This window comes from Methylomonas sp. Uni0011 (genome assembly GCF_056850255.1).
In genome coordinates this window covers 401,290-421,201 of the sequence record NZ_JBVVNO010000002.1, presented here as the reverse complement: position 1 = coordinate 421,201, position 19,912 = coordinate 401,290, and the positions used below count along the sequence as shown (strand labels likewise).

At 47.1% G+C, this 19,912-nt stretch carries 17 protein-coding genes; 7 read left to right on the top strand and 10 right to left on the bottom strand.

The genetic code is table 11. The features are described 5' to 3' along the window. Nucleotides 1–45: 45 nt before the first annotated feature. From AC0IM9_RS04630 to AC0IM9_RS04615, 4 genes are all read left to right on the top strand, one after another. Nucleotides 46–627, top strand: a complete 582-nt coding sequence (locus AC0IM9_RS04630; protein ID WP_140910708.1) for a peptidylprolyl isomerase — start codon at nucleotides 46–48, stop codon at nucleotides 625–627. A gap of 39 nt (nucleotides 628–666) precedes the next feature. Further along, entirely contained in the window at nucleotides 667–1,416 is a 750-nt protein-coding gene (locus AC0IM9_RS04625) for a UDP-2,3-diacylglucosamine diphosphatase (protein ID WP_482803226.1), read from the top strand. Nucleotides 1,417–1,785: 369 nt separating this feature from the next. After that, on the top strand, nucleotides 1,786–2,565 hold the full coding sequence (locus tag AC0IM9_RS04620) for a S1 family peptidase (RefSeq protein WP_482803225.1): 780 nt from the start codon (nucleotides 1,786–1,788) through the stop codon (nucleotides 2,563–2,565). Between the two features lie 28 nt (nucleotides 2,566–2,593). Beyond that, nucleotides 2,594–3,982, top strand: coding sequence for a TIGR03013 family XrtA/PEP-CTERM system glycosyltransferase (locus tag AC0IM9_RS04615; protein WP_140910637.1), 1,389 nt, complete (start codon nucleotides 2,594–2,596; stop codon nucleotides 3,980–3,982). Between the two features lie 39 nt (nucleotides 3,983–4,021). Here the strand turns inward: AC0IM9_RS04615 and AC0IM9_RS04610 are convergent, their stop codons facing one another. The 6 genes from AC0IM9_RS04610 to AC0IM9_RS04585 all read right to left on the bottom strand — a co-directional run bounded on the left by AC0IM9_RS04610 (nucleotide 4,022) and on the right by AC0IM9_RS04585 (nucleotide 10,910). Beyond that, on the bottom strand, nucleotides 4,022–5,215 hold the full coding sequence (locus tag AC0IM9_RS04610) for a glycosyltransferase (protein WP_482803224.1): 1,194 nt from the start codon (nucleotides 5,213–5,215) through the stop codon (nucleotides 4,022–4,024). Nucleotides 5,216–5,315: 100 nt separating this feature from the next. Then, complete coding sequence (locus tag AC0IM9_RS04605) at nucleotides 5,316–6,122, bottom strand: PEP-CTERM sorting domain-containing protein (RefSeq protein WP_140910635.1); 807 nt, start codon at nucleotides 6,120–6,122, stop codon at nucleotides 5,316–5,318. 154 nt (nucleotides 6,123–6,276) lie between these two features. Continuing rightward, entirely contained in the window at nucleotides 6,277–6,939 is a 663-nt protein-coding gene (locus tag AC0IM9_RS04600; RefSeq protein ID WP_482803223.1) for an acyltransferase, read from the bottom strand. Nucleotides 6,940–6,955: 16 nt separating this feature from the next. Further along, nucleotides 6,956–8,560, bottom strand: a complete 1,605-nt coding sequence (locus AC0IM9_RS04595; RefSeq protein WP_482803222.1) for a tetratricopeptide repeat protein — start codon at nucleotides 8,558–8,560, stop codon at nucleotides 6,956–6,958. A 374-nt stretch (nucleotides 8,561–8,934) separates the two neighbouring features. Beyond that, on the bottom strand, nucleotides 8,935–10,005 hold the full coding sequence (locus AC0IM9_RS04590; RefSeq protein ID WP_482803221.1) for a hypothetical protein: 1,071 nt from the start codon (nucleotides 10,003–10,005) through the stop codon (nucleotides 8,935–8,937). Nucleotides 10,006–10,040: 35 nt separating this feature from the next. After that, on the bottom strand, nucleotides 10,041–10,910 hold the full coding sequence (locus AC0IM9_RS04585) for a ThiF family adenylyltransferase (RefSeq protein WP_278211387.1): 870 nt from the start codon (nucleotides 10,908–10,910) through the stop codon (nucleotides 10,041–10,043). Between the two features lie 286 nt (nucleotides 10,911–11,196). Here AC0IM9_RS04585 and AC0IM9_RS04580 point away from each other — a divergent pair, with 286 nt between their 5' ends. Genes AC0IM9_RS04580 through AC0IM9_RS04570 form a run of 3 tightly spaced genes read left to right on the top strand, consistent with a single transcriptional unit; the run spans nucleotide 11,197 to nucleotide 14,038 of the window. Then, nucleotides 11,197–12,297 carry an ABC transporter permease gene (locus AC0IM9_RS04580; protein WP_482803220.1) on the top strand — a complete coding sequence of 367 codons (1,101 nt, stop codon included), beginning with the start codon at nucleotides 11,197–11,199 and terminating at the stop codon, nucleotides 12,295–12,297. Then, nucleotides 12,297–13,040: an ABC transporter ATP-binding protein gene (locus tag AC0IM9_RS04575; RefSeq protein ID WP_140910629.1), complete on the top strand. Its 744-nt coding sequence runs from the start codon at nucleotides 12,297–12,299 to the stop codon at nucleotides 13,038–13,040. The genes AC0IM9_RS04580 and AC0IM9_RS04575 overlap by 1 nt, the downstream gene beginning before the upstream one ends. 2 nt (nucleotides 13,041–13,042) lie before the next feature. Next, nucleotides 13,043–14,038 carry an HlyD family secretion protein gene (locus AC0IM9_RS04570; protein WP_482803219.1) on the top strand — a complete coding sequence of 332 codons (996 nt, stop codon included), beginning with the start codon at nucleotides 13,043–13,045 and terminating at the stop codon, nucleotides 14,036–14,038. Between the two features lie 67 nt (nucleotides 14,039–14,105). Here AC0IM9_RS04570 and AC0IM9_RS04565 read toward each other — a convergent pair whose 3' ends face one another. The 4 genes from AC0IM9_RS04565 to cysC are packed head-to-tail and all read right to left on the bottom strand — an operon-like array spanning nucleotide 14,106 to nucleotide 19,876. Continuing rightward, complete coding sequence (locus AC0IM9_RS04565; protein ID WP_482803218.1) at nucleotides 14,106–15,032, bottom strand: hypothetical protein; 927 nt, start codon at nucleotides 15,030–15,032, stop codon at nucleotides 14,106–14,108. Further along, nucleotides 15,025–18,300 (bottom strand): VanZ family protein, encoded by a 3,276-nt coding sequence (locus AC0IM9_RS04560; RefSeq protein ID WP_482803217.1) that lies wholly within the window; start codon nucleotides 18,298–18,300, stop codon nucleotides 15,025–15,027. The genes AC0IM9_RS04565 and AC0IM9_RS04560 overlap by 8 nt, the downstream gene beginning before the upstream one ends. Further along, entirely contained in the window at nucleotides 18,297–19,250 is a 954-nt protein-coding gene (locus AC0IM9_RS04555; protein WP_482803216.1) for a DHH family phosphoesterase, read from the bottom strand. The genes AC0IM9_RS04560 and AC0IM9_RS04555 overlap by 4 nt, the downstream gene beginning before the upstream one ends. Next, on the bottom strand, nucleotides 19,247–19,876 hold the full coding sequence (cysC, locus tag AC0IM9_RS04550) for an adenylyl-sulfate kinase (protein ID WP_482803215.1): 630 nt from the start codon (nucleotides 19,874–19,876) through the stop codon (nucleotides 19,247–19,249). The genes AC0IM9_RS04555 and cysC overlap by 4 nt, the downstream gene beginning before the upstream one ends. Nucleotides 19,877–19,912 lie beyond the last annotated feature (36 nt).

The following is a 19,912-nucleotide window of genomic DNA, read 5'->3' as shown; positions in this document are numbered from 1 at the left end:
AAAACACATAGAATTCAAGGCTTGCAGCTATATTTGGGAGCGGTCATGCGCGCAACTCTGGTTTACTTGATGCTGTTTTCAATCTCAACTCTTTCATTTGCAACAGAAAATAAAATGTCCAATACACACACCAAAGTTAAATTAACCACCTCTCTTGGCACTATTGCCATCCAGTTGGAAGACGAAAAGGCTCCGGCCTCCGCGGCAAACTTCGCCGCTTACGTCAAACAAGGTTTCTACGACGGAACGATTTTTCACCGGGTCATTCCCGGCTTTATGGCGCAAGGCGGCGGTTTCGATACCTCGTTTAACCAAAAAACGACAAACGCACCCATCAAAAACGAAGCCGACAACGGCCTGAAAAATAAACGCGGCACCCTGGCAATGGCTCGCACCAGCGATCCGCATTCCGCCACCGCGCAATTTTTTATCAACTACAAAGATAATTCTTTTCTAGACCACACCAGCCCGACCCCCAGCGGCTGGGGCTATGCCGTGTTCGGCGAAGTCACCGAAGGCATGGACATAGTCGACGCGATGGCAAAACAACCGACCGGCAACCGCGGCATGCATCAGGACGTACCTAAGACCGACATCGTCATCGAGAAAGCTGAAATCGTGGAATAAGGACCCTGCCGTTACGGCATCGCCGTCACGGCCCCGCCTGTGAAAGACATCCTATTCATCTCCGACTTGCATTTGGCGCTGGAGAAACCCGAAATTCTCCGGCGCTTTTTCGCGTTCCTGCAACAACGCGCCACCCAGGCAGAAGCTCTTTATATACTTGGCGATCTATTCGACGCCTGGATCGGCGACGACGATAACACCCGGCCTGCCAGAGCGATCAAACAAGCGTTTAAGGAACTAGCCGCTTCCGGCGTAAAAGTATTCGTGCAACAAGGCAACCGGGATTTTCTGTTGGGCGACGCATTTTGTGCCGAAACCGGAGTCAGGCTAATCGGAGATTTCGAAGTTATCGTACTCGACGGCCACCGGATACTGCTTACCCACGGCGATTTACTTTGCAGCGACGATGTGGCATATCAAGCGTTCCGCATCAAATCGCGCAGTCGCGAATGGCAGGACTCAGTGTTAAACAAACCGCTTTGGCTAAGGCTGATCGCCGCCCGCTGGTACCGTTTGCGCAGTTACTTTCATAAGCGAGGAAAATCCGACGAAATCATGGATGTCAACCAAGCCACCGTGATGGAAACGATGCGCCAGCACGATTGCCGCATCTTGGTCCACGGCCATACTCATCGGCCGAACCGTCACGAGTTCATGTTGGACGGTGAACCGGCGCTACGTTACGTGCTCGCGGATTGGCGGCCGGAGTCGGCTGGGGTGTTGTGTTGGAAAAACGGCAGTTTTGCCGAAGAAGAAATCGGACTAAAAGATCCGGCGGTCCGTCGTTAATTGCTGTATCGAAACCGATTCCAGAATTTACCGTCTCGCCGCCGGAAACGGATTACTATCTCCGCTTGCATGGACCGTCCCAATAGCGACAAGTTCACTGCGCCAAACACCGATCTGTGCCGAACTAGTGCCAGCCAAATAGGTCTTCCTAATTACTGGCTACTATTCTGCTAACGTTTATCGAAGTCCGATATGGCGTGCGCTCCGAGCGGTTTTCGCCGAAATATAACCCGGAACCCGCCGGCGAAATCCATTCATCCACGAGCATCAAACCTAAACTGACACCATTACAGCGCGATGCCAATTCGACTAAGTTGCGCTACACTCTAAACCAAACAAAGCCTCAGGGCTCTCCGGCACTTATAGACCATGAAATTCGGCATACAGCGTCCCCTCGTCACTCTACTGGTATTGCTACTGCTCCCTCACGGCAGCCGCTCCAGCGAATTGAACCTACCTGACATACTAAACCGGGTCAAACCCGGAATTGTGGCAATCGGAACGTATATGCCAAGCCGCAATCCGCGCGGCGTCCTACTTGGAACTGGATTTGCCGTGGCAGACGGCAAAAAGGTGATCACAAATGCTCACGTTACCGCCAAGAAACTTGACGCAGGTCATTTGGAGCGGTTTGCCGTGTTTTACCGCGAAGAACAAAAAGAACAGATGCAAATAGCCGATCTCCGTGCGACCGACGAAGACCACGACCTAGCGCTATTGACGGTTGAAGGCCGCGCCCTGCCGGCACTGGAAATTGGCGACTCGCAACGCGTCCGCGAGGGCGAGCAATACGCCTTCACCGGTTATCCGATTGGCATGGTTTTGGGTCTGTATCCGGTGACGCACCGTAGCATTATTGCGGCTATATCGCCCAATGCCATTCCGGCTGTTGCCAGCAATCAATTGAACGTCAACATGCTGAAACGCCTGCAGACCCCCTTCGACATTTTCCAACTGGATGCAACTGCCTATCCGGGCAATAGCGGCAGCCCGCTCTACGATCTAAAGTCCGGTAAAGTCGTCGGCATAATCAATAAAGTGTTTGTCCAGGGCAGTAAGGAAAATGCGATTTCAAACCCCAGCGGCATCACGTATGCGATTCCGTCCGAACACATTAAAACATTGTTAGAACAGGGCCCTGCCCGATAACTGTCCGGACCCGGCGAAAGCTCAAACCATGATCAGAATATTTCGGCATTACATATCGACGGCTTACCTGTGGCTCCTGCTGGCCGAAGCCATAGTGTTCTACTCGGCCATGTATATCGGAGCTGCAGTCCGGTTTCTTTACACGGCCTCTTGGTACTCTCAACCGGAATTGGCGTCATCTGCGGCAGTATTTTCAATCATCATGACGACCAGTTGTTCCGCATTGGGGCTGTACCGTAAAACGCTGGATAAAGAGGAATACAACATCCTGCAACGGATCAGCGTCAGTTTCGCCGTCGCGGTATTTATTCTGGCCTTCACCTACTACATCATCCCCGAGCTCATGCTGGCGCGCAGCGTGTTGATTTCGGCGATCTTATTCTCTTTTTCCGGCCTGCTGCTTACCCGTTACCTGTTCTACCGCTTCGTAAACTTGGAAAATTTAAAACGCCGAGTGCTGGTAATCGGCTGCGGAGACAGAGCCGGAGAACTGAGCGTGGTGAATTCCAGCTACGTATACAAAGGCTTCGAAATCGTAGGCTACATAACGTTAGAGGACGAGCCGGTCGCGGTGCCCCATGCCATTGCATTGAACGACAAAATCAGGCTGACCGATATTGTTGACGCGGCAAATGTCGACGAAATCGTCATCGCCGTGGATGACAGGCGTAAAAAATTACCCGTCGAGGAATTGCTGGACATCAAAATGTCCGGCGTACAGGTCATGGACTTGCAGACTTTCTACGAACGGGAACAACGTCTGGTGTTTCTCGCCGCCCTCAGCCCAAGTTGGCTAATGTTCTCCGACGGCTTCGTCAACAGCGGCATGAGGCCGATCGTCAAACGCAGTTTCGACATTATCGCCAGCTTGTTGCTGCTGGCCGTGAGCTGGTGGTTGATGCTGTTGACGACAGTAGCCATCTATATGGAAAGCGGGCTTGGTGCCCCGGTATTTTATCGGCAAAAACGCGTCGGCTACCGAGACGTTCCGTTCGACGTCATCAAGTTTCGCAGCATGCGGGTGGACGCCGAAAAAAACGGGGCGCAATGGGCCAGCCAGAGCGACGACCGTGTAACCAAAGTGGGCAAGTTCATCCGAAAATACCGGATAGACGAATTACCGCAATTGTTGAACGTCCTTAAAGGGGATATGAGCTTTGTCGGCCCCCGACCGGAACGGCCTGAATTTGTCAAAGGCTTTGAGGAAACCATCCCTTATTACAAGGAACGACACCGAGTTAAGCCAGGCATCACCGGCTGGGCTCAACTTTGTTACCCCTACGGCGCCAGCGAATACGACACCCGGCAAAAACTGCAATATGATTTGTACTACGTCAAGAACTACAGTCTGTTTTTGGACTTAACCATCATGTTGAGTACGGTTGAAGTGATTTTGTGGGGTAAGGGAGCCAGATAACGCTAAAGACATCATCGATAGCCGTTCCAGCTCACATCTCTAATTGGCCATTTTCCCTTCGATCAAGTCAATAATTTTGTCGAGATGCAAATGACATTCCCCGGCCAGATTTTCCGGCATATTTGTCAGGGCTTGCTCGACGGCTCGTCTAATAGTTATAGGATCTGCCTGACCAGAACGGATTAAGTACCCTCTACCGCTTTGCCGCAGGGTTGACATCATCAGGTATTGATCAAGATTGCTCGGAAGGCCAAGCACAGGTTTGTTAGATGCCAAACTCTGATAAACCATCGGACTGCCGCCGTTGCAAACTACTAAATCACACCTACTCACAGCGTGTTCCGCTGGCAGATAATCGGCAATAAACACGTTCGGATAGCAGACTTCTATATTGCTTCTTTGCGCTGTCGCGCAAACCACGGTCAACGGCATTTTAGATAGCGTTTCAAGTATCATCGGCAGTAATGTGGCGTTGCCGGAGCTACCTAAAGTCACAAAAACGATCGGTTTGTCTTCCGGCAGATTCCACCACCAGTCAGGCAAATCAACATCCGCCGACCACAAAATCGGACCTATAAAAAAATGATTTTTCGGCAAATCCCGCATCGAAAACAAAGATTCGATGTCAGCATATAGGGTGAAATCGGCATGGGTATAGACTTCCCGCATATCGTATGCTAAGGGAGGCAAGCCGAATTTTTTACAAGCCCGATTAAAAGCTAGGGAATGCAATGCAAACACAGCCGGCCGGACAAGATCGAACATCTTTTGTGCGACCGCTTCACCGAAAATCTTTGTTATCGGTAACTCAGGAATCGGATAAGAAGTCTCAATGTAAGGACTCCAATAAGCGTTGGTTACCGTCGCATAAGGTATTTCTGCAAGCCTGCAGCTAATCGCTAGTGACAACCGGAAATCGCCGATAACGAAATCGGGGCTAAACTCGCTGAAAATTTTAAGCTCTTCCTGTACGTATTTTTCAAGAGTTTTAACGCTATACAGCGGAGAACCCTTATTTAGTTTTTTCAGGAATTCGTCGGTTGAAACGGATTCAATCCCTATATGCCGATATTTTGCATGCCTGGAAACCGCTTGAAAACGTTGGTCTACAGCCAAGATCACCTCATATTTACCTGACGCGGACAACTCTTCGGCAATGGTGGTGCAACGGGCCACATGCGCCAAGGTCACAGCTTCGGCAAAAATCAATACGCGTTTGGCATCAGATTTCATTGCTAGAAATATTGATCCGTTCCAGAAAACTCAAGGCATAAAAAAGCGGCGTCTCCCAGAGGAAGACACCGCCTCAATGTTAAATCAGCTAAGCTAAAACTTAAACAGCCAATTTAGCTTTTTTGCCGCGAGAGTAGCCAGCAGCCAGTAAACCGATACCCATCAAACCCAATACAGAAGGTTCTGGAACGGTAGTTACTTGATCCAAAGTCAAATCCAAAGAGGTTTTCAGACCCAATTGATCGATATCGACAACCAACGCGCCCAATTTAGTTAAATCACCACCTGCTCCGACTTGGTTAACTACAACAGTACCGCCCAGGTAGCTACCGGAACCCAACAGAAACGCAGAAAAAGGAATCGAAGTCGTAGCTGGAACATCATGCGCATTGGAAGTAATCGTCACTTCCGTATAGTTAGTTGCATCGGTATATGCTGTGATCTTGAAATTGAAGCCAGCATCAGAAAAAACCACGCCGATAGAAAATGCGTTTTGAGTACCGCCAAAGGTCAAGTCCAGACCACCCAAACCAGTATGATCGATCGCGTTGGTAGCTTCTGCGCCGTCCCATTGAATTTGAGCGCGGCCGGTAGTACCGGTAGAAGTACTAAAGTCAAACACGCCACCGGATACAGAAGCAGTAGCTGTACGGGTAGCTTGATCTCCGTTGTTATCTGAGATTTTACTAACGTACAAATCCCGGTTGCCGCCCAAGATGGTAGGATCAGCAGCACCAACAGAGCCGCCAGGACCGGAATTAATAATAGTGCCGGTATCGGTACCGTCTTTGGTGTTATCTACATATGCGCCTTGATTAGTCGAAAACAAATCAACAGGTGCCGCGTTAGCGCCAAAGCTTAGAGCCAACAAAGAGGCTCCGCCGATAACTTTCATTTTGTTAAACATGACATTGCTCCAAATTTTTAGGTTAAACAGGTATCACTCGGTGATGCCATAACAAAGCAATATGAATGCCAAAATAATTTATATAACATTTTCAAATAGTTGAAAAACACAGAACCGATAAAAACGAACAACTGTAAAATTTCGCGACACCCAACTACAACGATTTGATTTTTTTTACCGGAATACCGCCCCAGAGTTCGTTTGCAGGAATGCTGGTATCCGGCGGCACCACGGAACCAGCCGCTACAATCGCCCCCTCTCCCACATTTACGCCAGACATTAACACCGCGTGGACGCCAATCGTCGCTCTGGCACCGATAATCACAGGTTTGAGCACGATGGTGCCGCTGTTTATCGTGTGTGCCGTAATAACTGAATCGTGACCAATAACGGCTTCATCCCCAATCTGAATCAGCTGCGGATCGACCAGATGCCCGCCCAGGGCGATATCCCGCCCTATTGTTGCGCCGAATAACTTGGCCACAAGCGGTTTTGCGAACACCGTTGTGAAAGGCAACAAAGCCCCTTTGCCAAACTCGTAAATCACCGTAAATAATTTCCAGTAAGTGAACAAGCGATCATCCATAGCGTATTCTCCAGGCGAAAACGGCTTGAACACCATCATTAACCTGAGAATCGCTGCCGACCACAACCCATAAAGCAAAAGAAGCAATAGCGAATCGATCACGACATGATAATCACCAAAAGCTGGTACGGTAAGAATCCCACTCAAAACCGACACCGGAAACAAACTCAGGCTGAAAATCAAGACTGTAAAAAACCCTGACAAGATAAAATCGACGGGATGGGTCTTCATAACTGGTCACCTAGAATCAATTTGCCGCGAGCGTCTTCAATAACGCTTCAGCTTGCGGGCGTTCGTCAAAATCACCTTTTTGAGCCAGCAATTCGGTCAGGAGTTTTTTGGCTTGATCGCGCTTGTTCAACCGTAAGTAAGCTTCCGACAGATGCAAACGAACGCTATTGCTGTTCGGTAATGCTTCGTAAGCTTTAAGCAAAATCGGTTCTGCTTGGACAAATGCGCCTTTTTTTAACAATAGCTCAGCGTATGTGTCGGCAATGTTAGGATCTTTAGGTGCCTTTTCGTAGGCGAGCTTAGCGTGACGCAGGCCCGAATCGATATCACCTTTTTGACCTAACATCCACGCCATATTGTTATGCACGGCAATGTTATCGGGATTTTGTCTAATAATTTCCTCATATTGCAGCAAGGCCTCGTCAAAGGCTTTATTTCTGCGCAATTGTTCTGCGTAAAGAGCCCGCAAACTTATATTGGTCGGCTCGCTATTGATGCGGCTTCGAAACACCTCTAGCGCTGCATCAGTCTTACCAGCCCGCATCAGAGCAACAGCCAATTCAATTGCGAGTGGCGTATTGTCGTTTAGCTTTAATGCCTCTTGAAACAAAGCCACGGCTTCATCCGGCTTATTTTGCTCCAAAGCTATACGCGCGTCTAATTGACGGGAGTTCGCAGACTTGGGGTACTTAGCAGACAACGTGCTCAAAATGTCTCGCGCCGCATCAAACTGTCGGTCGGAAGCCAATAGTCGCGCTTTAGCAAACAGCGTATAGCCGTCATCCGGTTGAATTTTAAGCGCTTTGTCAAGCTCGCCAATCCCTTGCGGATAGTTTCGAAGAACTTCGTAAATTTGAGCGAACTGATTATGAGTTTGAAGATCATCGGCCGCCTTGCTCAGGGCATCGGCAACCAAAGCCTCGACCTCCTTGGTATCCCCGGAATTTTTATCCAACCCCGCGAGCAAAAATAAAGTTCGAATATGTCCGGGATTATATTTCAAAACATCCAAATACAGCGACCGAGCACGCTGCGAATCCTTCCCACGCAACGCATATTCAGCTAACGCCGCAGATGCTGACGGCTCACCCTTAGTTAAGCCCAGAGCTTTTTCAAAAGCGGCTATAGCCTTTTTATCGTCCCCCAAAGTTTGGTAAGAAAAACCCTCGATAATAAAACCGTGAGGAACGTCCGGCTGGGCTTGCTGAAGCTTTTTAGCAATATCGAGCGAACTTTCTACTTTTTTATCCTTAAGATAAATATTGGATAAAGCAACGGCCGTTGGTATTTGATTTGGCGCCAGTCTCCAGGCCTTTTCTAAATCCTTTACACCTTCCTCTTTGCGCCCTTCTTGCAAATGCTTTAAACCGCTATGGTAGAATTGCTTGACTAGTTCACTCTTATCTGGAAGGAAAACTCCGGGAGTATTACGGTAATAATCCTGCTCCGGCACTTGACCAAAGCCTAATCCATCCAACCCCAAGCCTTGCTCGATAACGGGGTCGTTCTTTTGCTCGGGATAAACAGACAAAGCCCACGCCTGAGAAATAGAAAAACCATATGTCAATAACGCTACTGCAAACCCATTAGAACAATAATCACTATTTTTTTTTCGTAACACGACACCCTCCTGGGCAGGATTTATAGATAGAAAGAGAATTCATATACTCCCATCGCGAGTGGGAACTAAGACAAGTCTGAGAATACCAAGTTTTGCACAGATACTATTGCAATCGACAACTTGAATTTTAACGATAAAACTCGATTAACCGGCTTGCGCCACCCGCCATAATGCCGATCTGATCAGTGACCAATCACTAGCAACTCAGCTCTGAAACATGGCTCACAATCCGAGTTCTAAGGCACGACCGGCCGACTCTCGAATTGGATTTGCCCCGAACAGCAACTCTTTATGCATTGTCGGGTTCACATAACCACGCACCAGATGCGACTGCTCAGGGTTCTTTCCCGAACACAGAGACGTCAATAAGTCAATTAAGATTGAATGGAAACGGACTTTCTCAGGGTTGCCCCCCCTGCCCGCAAAGTTTTACCGATTCTAAAACCGATTACTAATTCTTCAGAGGCACCTACGTTGAGCAATTCCCTTAGTCTTGCCTCAGCCTGAAAAAGCTGCTTCTGACGTTTTTCAGGAAAAGCTGACAGATCCGCAACCTTCCCACGATAAAAAAGCAAAGGCAAGCCGACAAGTGGCTGAAAATCCAATCCCTGTCTAGTGGCCTCCAGCCAAACTCGCTGCATGGCTCGGCCTGCTTGAATAAATCCAACTCTATCAGTTCTTTCCACGCACAACATACCAACGATGGGTACATTACGAAAGTTGTACCAACACTTAAGACCAACCACTCGTGACAATCCGAAATAATTGGCCAATTTCACAAACTGCCAAAAGCGCAACATTGGAAATAATAGTTTCTCGGGCCAACTCAAACCTAAAACATCCAATGTCATACCATCTCCGGAATTGATGCTTTGCTCTCGATTCCAGCGTATTTGTCTAAATAGAAAGCCATGTATAGCTTGACTCTCGAAAACCAAACTATCATTTATCATAAACGCTTTCGCCAATTTATTTATAATATTCGGCTCCGTTACAAAATGACTAACAACACCTGGAATTGCATTCACTGACTCTACCAATAACTTTAAGTCATAAATAGTCGATTTAGCCGATTGATATCTAAATCGGTTAGTCGACCGCTTGAAGATGGATTCATAAAGCGGCTCTAGAACGGGAAAATTTTCTTCATCCCTAAAATTAATAACTGCAACCTGATGAATGTTGCTCGAGTTTGGAAACAACTCGACGTTAATAGAAAAGCCTAAATGTCGCGCCGCTACACTAATGTTTTCTATTACTGCGCCATGCGCAATATAAGACGCGACCTGTTGATAATTATAATAAGAGTCATCCTTTTCAGGAAGATTATAAAGAAGTATGCTCGAGCAATCGTCCGTAACATCAAAACGCCACGGCTGCGAGTTGTCTCCCGATGGCGCCCGAATGGCGGCATCCAATATTTTTTCTATTGTTGTCTTTTCCATTTTAGTTTTGGCCAATCAATGACGAGGAAGAAATCCTATTCCTGAATCATCTTAATAAACTGCTGCTTTGCCAGCAGAATACCTAACTTCTGGATCGGATTGTTGTTTCCGCCCGGCCGCCAAGTCTTAACCAACTTGTTACGGTAAGCGTCGAAATGCAACCCTGTCGGCGCGGCAATAACCTTACCTCGATCTAATAAAATTTTCAGAGCTTGAGTCGCTACCACTCCGGCACACAACTCGCACGCCATTGGAGTGGAAGGCCCACGATTATTTAGTAAATCGACTGCACCTCTCTCTATCAAATATCCTCTCTGCAACATAGCGGGCGACAATCCCAATAAGAAATGCAAAATTTTCTCCGTTCGCGACTTACCTCTAAGTTGAAAATACTGTTCAAAAGTCATTTTGCTCGGCATAAAGTTCAGTAGCGCAACCCCCATTCCTAAAGGAGCCGCCGTGACTGCAGGAATACCATGCTCTGCACAGTAAGCAAACACCATCTCTCTGGCTTCGAAAGCGAAAAAGTCGAGCGAATCAACATATAAATCCACCCCACTAAAAAAATTGGCGAGATTGCTTGCAGTAACACCGTCCGAGTACTTTTCGATGGTCAACTCAGGATTGATATCGCGCGCCATGTCTGCCATCACGTCAACTTTGGGCTGATTTAGATGCGACATTGTCGCCCCTGCCTGACGATTAAAATTGGCCAGTTCAAATTTATCAAAGTCCGCTATGTGGAAGCTGCCGATACCTAAGCGGGTCAGTGTAAGCAAATGACTGCCTCCGACGCCGCCCAAACCCGCAATCGCTATTTTTTTGCCACGAAGTTTTGCCTGTTCATCTTGCGTGATCCAACCGATATTGCGGGAAAACGCCTGTTCGAAATTGAATGCGGTCATGGGGCTGCTCCAGATAGAGGTCGGTGGTTGTACTAAGTATTTTGCTATACTGTCAACAGGCTTTTTTGCCTGCTGTTTGCGCCAGCTACTATTATGAATGTATCTATAGTCATCCTCCCAACACCGATGCCCTGGACCTAAACCTCAAGCCGAAGACTGGCCACCCTAAACTACTAGCCTCTTCCTTTGCGATACCCAGCTAAAAGACGGCAGAAGTCCAATCTCACATCGGTAAAAATCATTCAATTCCACGATGAATTCGGTAGTTTTCCCAGTTTCCACCCAAATGTTACTTCACAAACGCCTACGCTTTGCGATGACGGTGGTCGGCATAGCACTGGCATTCTTCTTGGCGGCCGCTCAAATCGGCCTGCTGGTCGGTTGGGTAAATACTAACAGTGCCATAATAGAACATGCTGGGGCTGATGTATGGGTAATGGCAGAAAACACACGCACTTTCGACTTCGGCACTACCATACCTCGGCATCGAATCCAGCAAGTCAGTAGCGTTGATGGCGTTAAGTGGGCTGAAGGTATGCTAGTGATTTGGATAAACTGGCAACATCCGGATGGTAAACGTATCACAGTTGAAGTTATTGGCCTTGATTCCAGCAACGTCGGCGGCCCCTGGAATATCGCCTCTGGAGATATCGAATCCGTGCACTTGCCCGATACCGTTTTAATAGACGAGCTGTCAAAAAACGCGCTGGGTGTGAATAACATCGGAGACGAAGCGGAGATGGAAGGAAAGCGGGCAATCGTTGGCGGTTTCTCCAGAGGAGTGCGCACCTTTACTGCCGCTCCGTTTGTGTTTACATCAATCGATAACGCCCTCGGCTACGTCCCCGCCCATCAAGAAGACGATATTACATACGTCCTCGCGCGCATAGCACCAGGAGAAGACCCGTCCGTCATCCGCGACCGAATTGCGAGTGAACTATCTAACGTTGAGGTGTTGACCACAAAACAATTCGCGGCTCGCTCGGTTAAATATTGGATGTTGGAAACAGGAGTAGGGATCACCGTCATCATAACGGCAGCACTTGGGTTGTTGGTTGGCGTCATCATTATGAGCCAAACTTTGTTTTCAATCACGCAAGACCACATCGGCAATTACGCAACCCTACTTGCTCTAGGCTTCCACCAAAAAACATTAAGACAAATCATACTCGCGCAAAGCATAACCCTAGGCGGACTGGGCATAGTTTTAGGCTCGTTACTGTTCTTAGTCGCCTGCAAACTCACAGCGCTGAGCCCAATTCCATTGGAAACCACGCCGGCGGTCTCCGCGTGCCTGACCCTATTTTCACTACTATGTTGCATAGCCGGCTCCTGGTTCTCGATCCGTGCAGTCTTTAAATTGGACCCAGTATCGGTGTTTCACTGATGAAAAACGTTTTAGCTTGCCAGGGCATAACCAAAAGTTACGGCAGCGGAGATCTTGTCGAACAAGTATTGAAGCGTGTCGATCTCGAATTCACCCAAGGAGAAGCATCGGTACTGATAGGCCCGTCCGGCTCAGGCAAAACAACATTGCTATCGATACTGGGATGCCTGCTCGAACCGAGCGCCGGCCAATTGTTGGTCGATAATAACCCCGTCAATTTTTCCGACAAAAGTAGCCTGACCGAAGTTCGCCGACAAAAACTCGGGTTTATTTTTCAACAAGCTCAACTGTTACCGTTTTTAACGATCGGAGATAACCTCTCCGTCGTCGGCCGCAATGCCGGCATGGAACCCTCCGATATCGACCAGCGCGTGAACAAACTACTGGATAGGCTGCAACTTCAACCCCTTCGGCACAAATATCCGACGCAACTGAGCGGCGGACAACGCCAACGCGTAGCCATCGCGCGGGCGTTACTGCACCGACCATCCATTGTACTGGCTGACGAACCTACAGCCGCGCTTGACTGGAATACCGGTAAAACCGTAGTTGAACTATTGCTGGAACAAGCCCGAATCGAAAACGCAGTCCTAGTGGTTGTGACCCACGACACCAGAATGCTGCCTCTTTTCGATCGAATCCTGTCGATTGCAGACGGACTTCTAGTGGAACGAAAGCAAACTGCGGCAACGGAAAATACTTTCTATACTGAAACTAATTTGGACCATCCTCCCGGACTTTAAATATGCGACGCCCAGCCTCATTTTTTGTAGCTCTACTGGTGACTATTGGCAGTCCGCAACTTTTAGCCGAGCAATCCGGATCAGAACCGAGAAGGATACAAGGCATAGGCTACGTTGAACCTGCCAACGAAATTCGCCGAGTAGCATTCAAACACCCTGGAATCCTCGGCGAATATAAAGTCGAACTGGGTCAACGGGTCAAGGCCGGCGATACCCTCGCCGCTCAAAAAAACGCCGAAGAGCAGATCGCCGTGACCGTAGCGGAAGCCCAATTAGCCGCTGCCAAAGCCGATTTGGAAAAAGTGATGGCAGGCATCAATCCCTACGAAATAGAAGCCAAAAAAAGCGCGCAGAAGGTATCTGCCCTGGACGCTGAATATGCACGCCGTAAACTCGAGCGCATCGACCGGCTGCAAAATAGCAAATTCGCTTCGGAAGACGAACGCGATCTGGCGGAAACCAGTGCCAAGCTTAAGCAAGCAGATAGTCTTCGCCTAATATCGGAAACCCGCTATCTGACAAACTACGTCCGCGACGTCGACAAACAAGCCGCCCTGGCTCAAGTGGCAGTTGCCGAAGCCCGATTAAAAGCCGCTCAGCAAAGTCTCGCCGAAACCTTACTGATTGCCCCGATCGACGGCACCGTGCTGGAAAATATCTTACGCGTCGGCGAGTCGACATTTTCGACTAGCAGCCCGGAGCCGGTATTATTATTGGGCGACCTAAACAAGTTACGCGTGCGGGCTGAAGTGGACGAGAATTATGCATTAATGCTTCGCGCAGGCCAAAAGGCGACTTTGTTTGGCAGAGGATTAGGCGATAAAGAAATTCCCGCTCGCGTGTCCTTGGTGAAGCAAATTATGGGTAAAAAAACCGTGTTCGCAAAAACAGCAACCGAGCGCAAAGACATCGACGTTATTCAAGTTTTTATCGACCCAGAATCGCCACTTCAAGCACCAGTCGGACTTGAAGTCAATGTGAAAATCGAATTAAATTAATAGAACTTAAATTCCGGATTTGTTGAGGAAACAGATTGGGCGACTTCTATTATCGGTTTCCTACGATTTAACTTAAATCCTGCTTGATAAAAAACCTGACAACTCTTAAAAGCAAACCGCCTAGAAAAGTAGCCAACATCGCGTAAATCAGGTTTTTTACTGTGAGAAAGCGCAGAATCAACGCAAAATAACTATTTTCAAGAACATCGCTTTGCACATTTTCCAGGCTTTGCTCCGGAATATTCAACACCGCTTTACCTCCAGCACTTGAGGGAGTTTTATTAAACTCACCCTGGAACATAGAACTTTCATTCGGCGCCCCAAGCCTATTGCTGACCATGATGCTTGCGCCAAATTGCTGGTTCAGTCCGTTTATAGACCGAAATCCTTCCGAAAAAATACTATGACTAAAATCGTATTGAGCCATCTTTGTGTAAATTAAATTATCAATTTCTTTGATATCGTAGTAAGTCCATAGCAATTTACTATATGCAGAATCACCTATCGTGTCCCTGACTGAGTCGAGCATTCCACTGTATGAAATTTTGGGAGTGGATTCAAAATTAACGAAACCTTTCAAATCCCCAGTGTCCTCAATGCTTCGAGGATAAACAGAGGGCTTTCCAGCATTTCTAGCCAGCAGTTCCCCAAACGTTAAGTAAGGCTCTACTTGCGATGCGTCTTTTTTAGTTAATGCATTTAAATTCTGATTTTCCGCTCCACTTAAAGAATTTTGTTTTTCTTTATTAGAGCGTTGAGCATTATCCGTCTCAACCGCGATATTTAGCTGCTTATTGGTTTTGCTTTCTTCATGAGTCTGTTTTGAGGCTTGCGCAGAAGACTGAGTTGACGCTTCTAAGCTGCAAGAAATCCAAATAAAAAATAAAAAATAAAATTTTTTGTCGTCAAAAATCTTAGAAAAGTTTTTAAATAATCGACAAAAAAAACCTTCACTCCGTCTTACAGAGCGAATAAAAGAGAACACGTTACGCATTATTCGCTCTACTGAGAATCGAAAACCAACATATCAATAAAAACATAAAAGTTAGCCGCGGTTCGTCGAAAGGACTATCGACTACGCCAACCACCAAAAAACCGACTAAACCAGTCATTGCGGCTAAGGCAAACCTATCACCCAAAACTGTACCTTTGAAACTTTGAATCAAAACATACGTTACAAAACAACTGAAAACAATGAGTCCGAACCATCCTAGATCGAAGAACATCTGGACCCAGACGTTTTTGATGTGCCAAGGCAAGTGATTATCGGTAGAAAAAAACCAATAATCGAATCCGTGTGAAAAACCCCCATTTTTAACTAAATCGTTTCCTTCCGCATCGACCAGACTGACATTTCTTACATCCAATACTGTTTGACTTATGCCGTTATAAAGACCTAACTTCGTCGCGCGCTTCGACAAAGTTCCAGTTAATTTTCCTTTCGGAGCACCAATACTCGTAACCTTGATAATTTTTTCGAATTTTTGCCACTTGCCTGTACCCGCTAAGTTAAAAGAGTCCCAAATACAATCAAACGAGTATAAAAGCGCTTTCTCGCAAATCGGAATTGTTAGCATTGCATCAGAGGACTCACTTCGTGCCTCGAAACTGAGTTTGTATTCAGTATCGGGCGCAACCGGTACTCTTTGCTCTACATATAGCGAGTCACCACCCCCCAGCTTTAAATAATGCCCGTCACCCTCTGTGGCGAGAGAATACGTTGCCGGAATAGTATTCTCGGAATTTCGCCAAAAGTAGGTTCTAGGATAACTACCTAATCCCATTCCGAAAAGACTAGTCGCAATTCCAGAATCCATCATGTTTATCGCGTCCGACCAATGGGACGTCCTGATATAGTAATCTTGTTCGACTTGACTAAAACGTTTCTGGATGAAATCCCCCTTCAAAACCGGCACAGATAGCGCTAATAAGACCGCAAGCGTCACAGCAATAGCCAAAATAAAACCCAATCGATAGCGGACATTGCTTCTTACCGAAGTATAAAACAATACACACAGTAAAACGGCCTCAACTATAAAGGCAATATACGGCCCCCGGGAGAATGTAACCAATATAGTGTATGTACTTAACACCAATAATACCAAGGCGAAAACCGCTCGAAACGCTTTCTGCTTACCAAAAAACTGCGTTGCAATGAACGGAACCACTAGTACCAAATACTCATCAATATGCCCGCCGCCGGTATGCATACTGGCAAAACTCGCTGTAATCCTAAAGTCGGTATCGTAGTTAAATAAACCTGAATACAAAAATCTTTCCCAAATTGCCACCAAACAGACAACTAACAGACCCAACAGAATACCCGAACACAAATATTCTCGCGCTTTATTAATACGCTTTAAACTAAAAACCAAAATTGGAAAAAGAATCAATGCCCAAAAAAAACCTCTGAAAACACGTAGGGCGTTATAGCGGCTATAGTAGTTAATAAACGAATTATCATCGATCATATCAAACGGGTATAGTCCGACCAACAAGCTTATTGATAACGAAGATACTAGCAAAATCGTCAAAACCCACAGTCCTACAGGTACGTCACTATCCTGCAATACCCAACGATTTCTCAGCAGACTGACCGCAAAAGTCGTCAGCACTATTAAATCGACTTCCGCGAAGAAGAAACGGCCACTGAAAGGCGACAAATCGACCAAAGGCACAATCGTCGGTAATAAAATTAACCACGCTTGAGGCATAAGCCATACCGCTGTTGCGTAAGCCACTAAAAACGCAACAATCTGCAAGGTAAATGCCGGCAGACTTCCCGCTTTCCAAAACACCAAAAAAAGAACTGCCAAGGCGATCGACTTTCCTAAGGTATTAGGTTGCCCATAACTATAATCCGTATTCGAACGGGGAGCCGATAGAACGACTTGATTTTCTGCACCATCTGTAGCGTCTAAACTGCCAAAGCTTTGATACGCTATTTGAGCCTGAGTATTTCTCATATTCCCATTTTTTACCGATCCGGAAAAATTACCATATTCAGCATACTTAAAGACATTTACAATGTAGAATCCAAAATAGGCAGAAAATCCGGCAATTAGTAAATTTGAAGGATCGGGATGTTTAACTGAAAAAAACAACTTCCCAAATTCAACTAAAAAAGCCAAAAATACGGAAGCAACTACGATATAACTGACGTTTAAACGCTTCTCTATAAATGCGTATCCCACTCCTAGCGGCAGATAAGTTACCACAACGTACATAACGCTGGTTAAGGCAACCGCTTCGGTAACATAATAATGATAGTAAAACGGCAACCAGTTAATTTGAGCTATTTCAGCTAAGCCATTCTGATAGCCGGTAAAACTAGCGAGTGACCAGCCGTTCACCGATAACACAACAACCAAATAGATAAAAAAGACAATTGGCGAAAACCGTAAAAACTCAATTCGTAGCGATTTTAGATTCAAATTCAATTTGCCGTTTGCTGCGTATGCACCGAAGCAAACTCCCGCGCCTCTGGCTATTATCGATACCCCCTGAAAAGTGCCAGTAATCAGCAATAACTGCAATACTTCCAACAAAGCCGAAACCGAGAATGCCAATAAAAAAACATTTCCGAGCCTACGGCAAAAAAACTTACTGGCTATAAAGAAACCGAGCGGTACAGCGGCAAAAACCTCTAAACATGGCTTTAGAACAAAGACGATACCATCCCCATCCACAATTCCGGAAATAAATCCTAGGGATTTTGCCGAAATAATTTTATGAAGCTCATCCGCAGAGGTAACAAAGTCGAACGGAAAAAAACTCAAGAACAGGTAAAAAACCGTGTAGAGCGTAATAAATGCCGACTGCGATTGGCGGCTATTATTCACAATCGATTTAAACAACTCGTCGACTTTACCACCGACAATTCGCCATAAACCGGACCCGATAAACAAGCCCATGGTTTCGGCTAACAAGTCGTTTAGCGACACCGTCCGCGGCGGAAAAAATACCTGACAAAACTCGATAGCTAATGCAAGGACGAACCCAAGCAACACCGCAATCACAACAGCCAACAGTCGATAAGAAGCCGAACTGCTCTTACCAGCCAACGCATTTGCCAGCAAATAAGAGAACGGGATATAGAGCAAGATATTGGCTATCCAGTCAGCCCTGGAATACATCCCCAAGGCCAGCCAAGGTATATTGGCAAATACTCTGCAAGCTTGCTCAAAAGTGTAGCCATTAAAATCAAACGGTATCAGACTGCCGTAAACTATAAAAAAAGCATAATATAACAACAAAGTCATAGAAATTGATTTACCATCACGTCGACAAATCGTTTCAATTCATTTTCTGGCAAATGATCGATACCCGCAGCGGCTTTACGCCCTCCCCCGCCAAATTGAGCACACACTAGGTCTGCTCCCCATTTGTTTACCAAAGGGGCCCGCAAACTAACCTGGTACCCCCCCACACCATTGAGTGTCAACACAGCATGCGCCCTATCCGGATATTGATTAGCCAAAGCATTTGCCCACACGCCACTTACCCTACGAGCCCATTTTTCGCTAGGCAACACATAAACGGCAACTTTACTGGTTACATATTCCACATCGGCGCTATTGGCTAAGTTTAAATCGCTAAAATAACCATCGCATAGTTGCCGGTACAATTCGAATTTTTCAGAAATAAAAGTCAGCGGCGAGCAGTAGTTTTTCAGCTCTTGGTATAACAAATCTGGCGCCATGTGCAGATCGGAAATATCGTTGCCGTAGCCGTTGTAATTGACACAGACCCCCAACTGCTCCAGATCATGCAATTCCCGCGCCGATATGTTCAACTGCTTGGCCAATTCGCAAGCGGCGCCGCGCAAATTGTCGCCAAATGCCCCGGCAATCGCCCATGCTGTATAACGCGAGCCCAAATAGCGATCCATCAATAAACTGGTGCAAACGTTAGCGTCGGTATCGATCCAAGCTGTCAAATACGGATTGCCGGGTATTTCTCCGGAATAATGGTGATCCATGTAAAAAATCCTGACGCCCTCGGCCAGCAGTTCCAACAGCGGAGCGCGATTCCGGTCCAGGGATACATCCAACACAACCACGTCGTCGCCCCGGGTGGCCACAACTCGGTTTAAAAGTCCAATGTCGCGCTTGACACCGGCCACTAGCCTCGACTCGAGCGGATATGCCAAACGCAACTGAATCAGGCTACAGATACCATCCGCATCGCCGTTAAACACATCGATGTTCATAGCTCACCGCCTTCCGGCAACGGATGGATCACCCCCTTTGCCGCCAAAAAATCCATGACCTTGTCCACACATTCTTCTAAGGCATCTCTGCCGGTTTCCACGATTAAATCCGGATTTTGCGGAACTTCGTAAGGCGACGATATTCCGGTGAACCATTTAATCTCTCCCTGCCTGGCTTTTTGGTAAAAGCCCTTGGTGTCGCGCCGCTCGCAGACAGCCAGATCACATCGGCAATATATTTCGATAAAATCAGCCGCGGCGACCAAATTACGTGCCTGCAAGCGTTCCGCCCGAAACGGCGATATAAACGCCGTCAACGTTATGACTCCGGACTCCAGCATCAATTTGGCAACTTCGGCGATGCGCCGAATATTTTCCCTACGATCTTGATCGCTGAATCCAAGGTCCGCGCAGAGACCCTGTCGGACGTTGTCGCCATCCAAAACAAAAGTACGACACCCCATCAAGTACAAACGCTCCTCAACGGCGTGCGCCAGCGTCGACTTACCAGCTCCGGACAAGCCGGTAAACCACAAAATTGCCGACCGATGCCCATTCAGCGCCTCCCTGTTCTGCCGGCTAATCGCTGCCCGATGCCAGACCACTTGTTTGTTCTCATATTCCATATCTATTTGCGTCCTCCTGCGACGCGTAGACTAATC

Coding starts and splice junctions, on each gene's coding strand:
- AC0IM9_RS04590 (WP_482803221.1), bottom strand. CDS start 10,005: ATGGAAAAGACAACAATAGAAAAAATATTGGATGCCGCCATTCGGGCG.
- AC0IM9_RS04555 (WP_482803216.1), bottom strand. CDS start 19,250: ATGAACATCGATGTGTTTAACGGCGATGCGGATGGTATCTGTAGCCTG.
- AC0IM9_RS04600 (WP_482803223.1), bottom strand. CDS start 6,939: ATGAAGACCCATCCCGTCGATTTTATCTTGTCAGGGTTTTTTACAGTC.
- AC0IM9_RS04620 (WP_482803225.1), top strand. CDS start 1,786: ATGAAATTCGGCATACAGCGTCCCCTCGTCACTCTACTGGTATTGCTA.
- AC0IM9_RS04585 (WP_278211387.1), bottom strand. CDS start 10,910: ATGACCGCATTCAATTTCGAACAGGCGTTTTCCCGCAATATCGGTTGG.
- AC0IM9_RS04630 (WP_140910708.1), top strand. CDS start 46: ATGCGCGCAACTCTGGTTTACTTGATGCTGTTTTCAATCTCAACTCTT.
- AC0IM9_RS04560 (WP_482803217.1), bottom strand. CDS start 18,300: ATGACTTTGTTGTTATATTATGCTTTTTTTATAGTTTACGGCAGTCTG.
- AC0IM9_RS04610 (WP_482803224.1), bottom strand. CDS start 5,215: ATGAAATCTGATGCCAAACGCGTATTGATTTTTGCCGAAGCTGTGACC.
- AC0IM9_RS04570 (WP_482803219.1), top strand. CDS start 13,043: ATGCGACGCCCAGCCTCATTTTTTGTAGCTCTACTGGTGACTATTGGC.
- AC0IM9_RS04575 (WP_140910629.1), top strand. CDS start 12,297: ATGAAAAACGTTTTAGCTTGCCAGGGCATAACCAAAAGTTACGGCAGC.
- cysC (WP_482803215.1), bottom strand. CDS start 19,876: ATGGAATATGAGAACAAACAAGTGGTCTGGCATCGGGCAGCGATTAGC.
- AC0IM9_RS04565 (WP_482803218.1), bottom strand. CDS start 15,032: ATGCGTAACGTGTTCTCTTTTATTCGCTCTGTAAGACGGAGTGAAGGT.
- AC0IM9_RS04605 (WP_140910635.1), bottom strand. CDS start 6,122: ATGTTTAACAAAATGAAAGTTATCGGCGGAGCCTCTTTGTTGGCTCTA.
- AC0IM9_RS04580 (WP_482803220.1), top strand. CDS start 11,197: ATGTTACTTCACAAACGCCTACGCTTTGCGATGACGGTGGTCGGCATA.
- AC0IM9_RS04615 (WP_140910637.1), top strand. CDS start 2,594: ATGATCAGAATATTTCGGCATTACATATCGACGGCTTACCTGTGGCTC.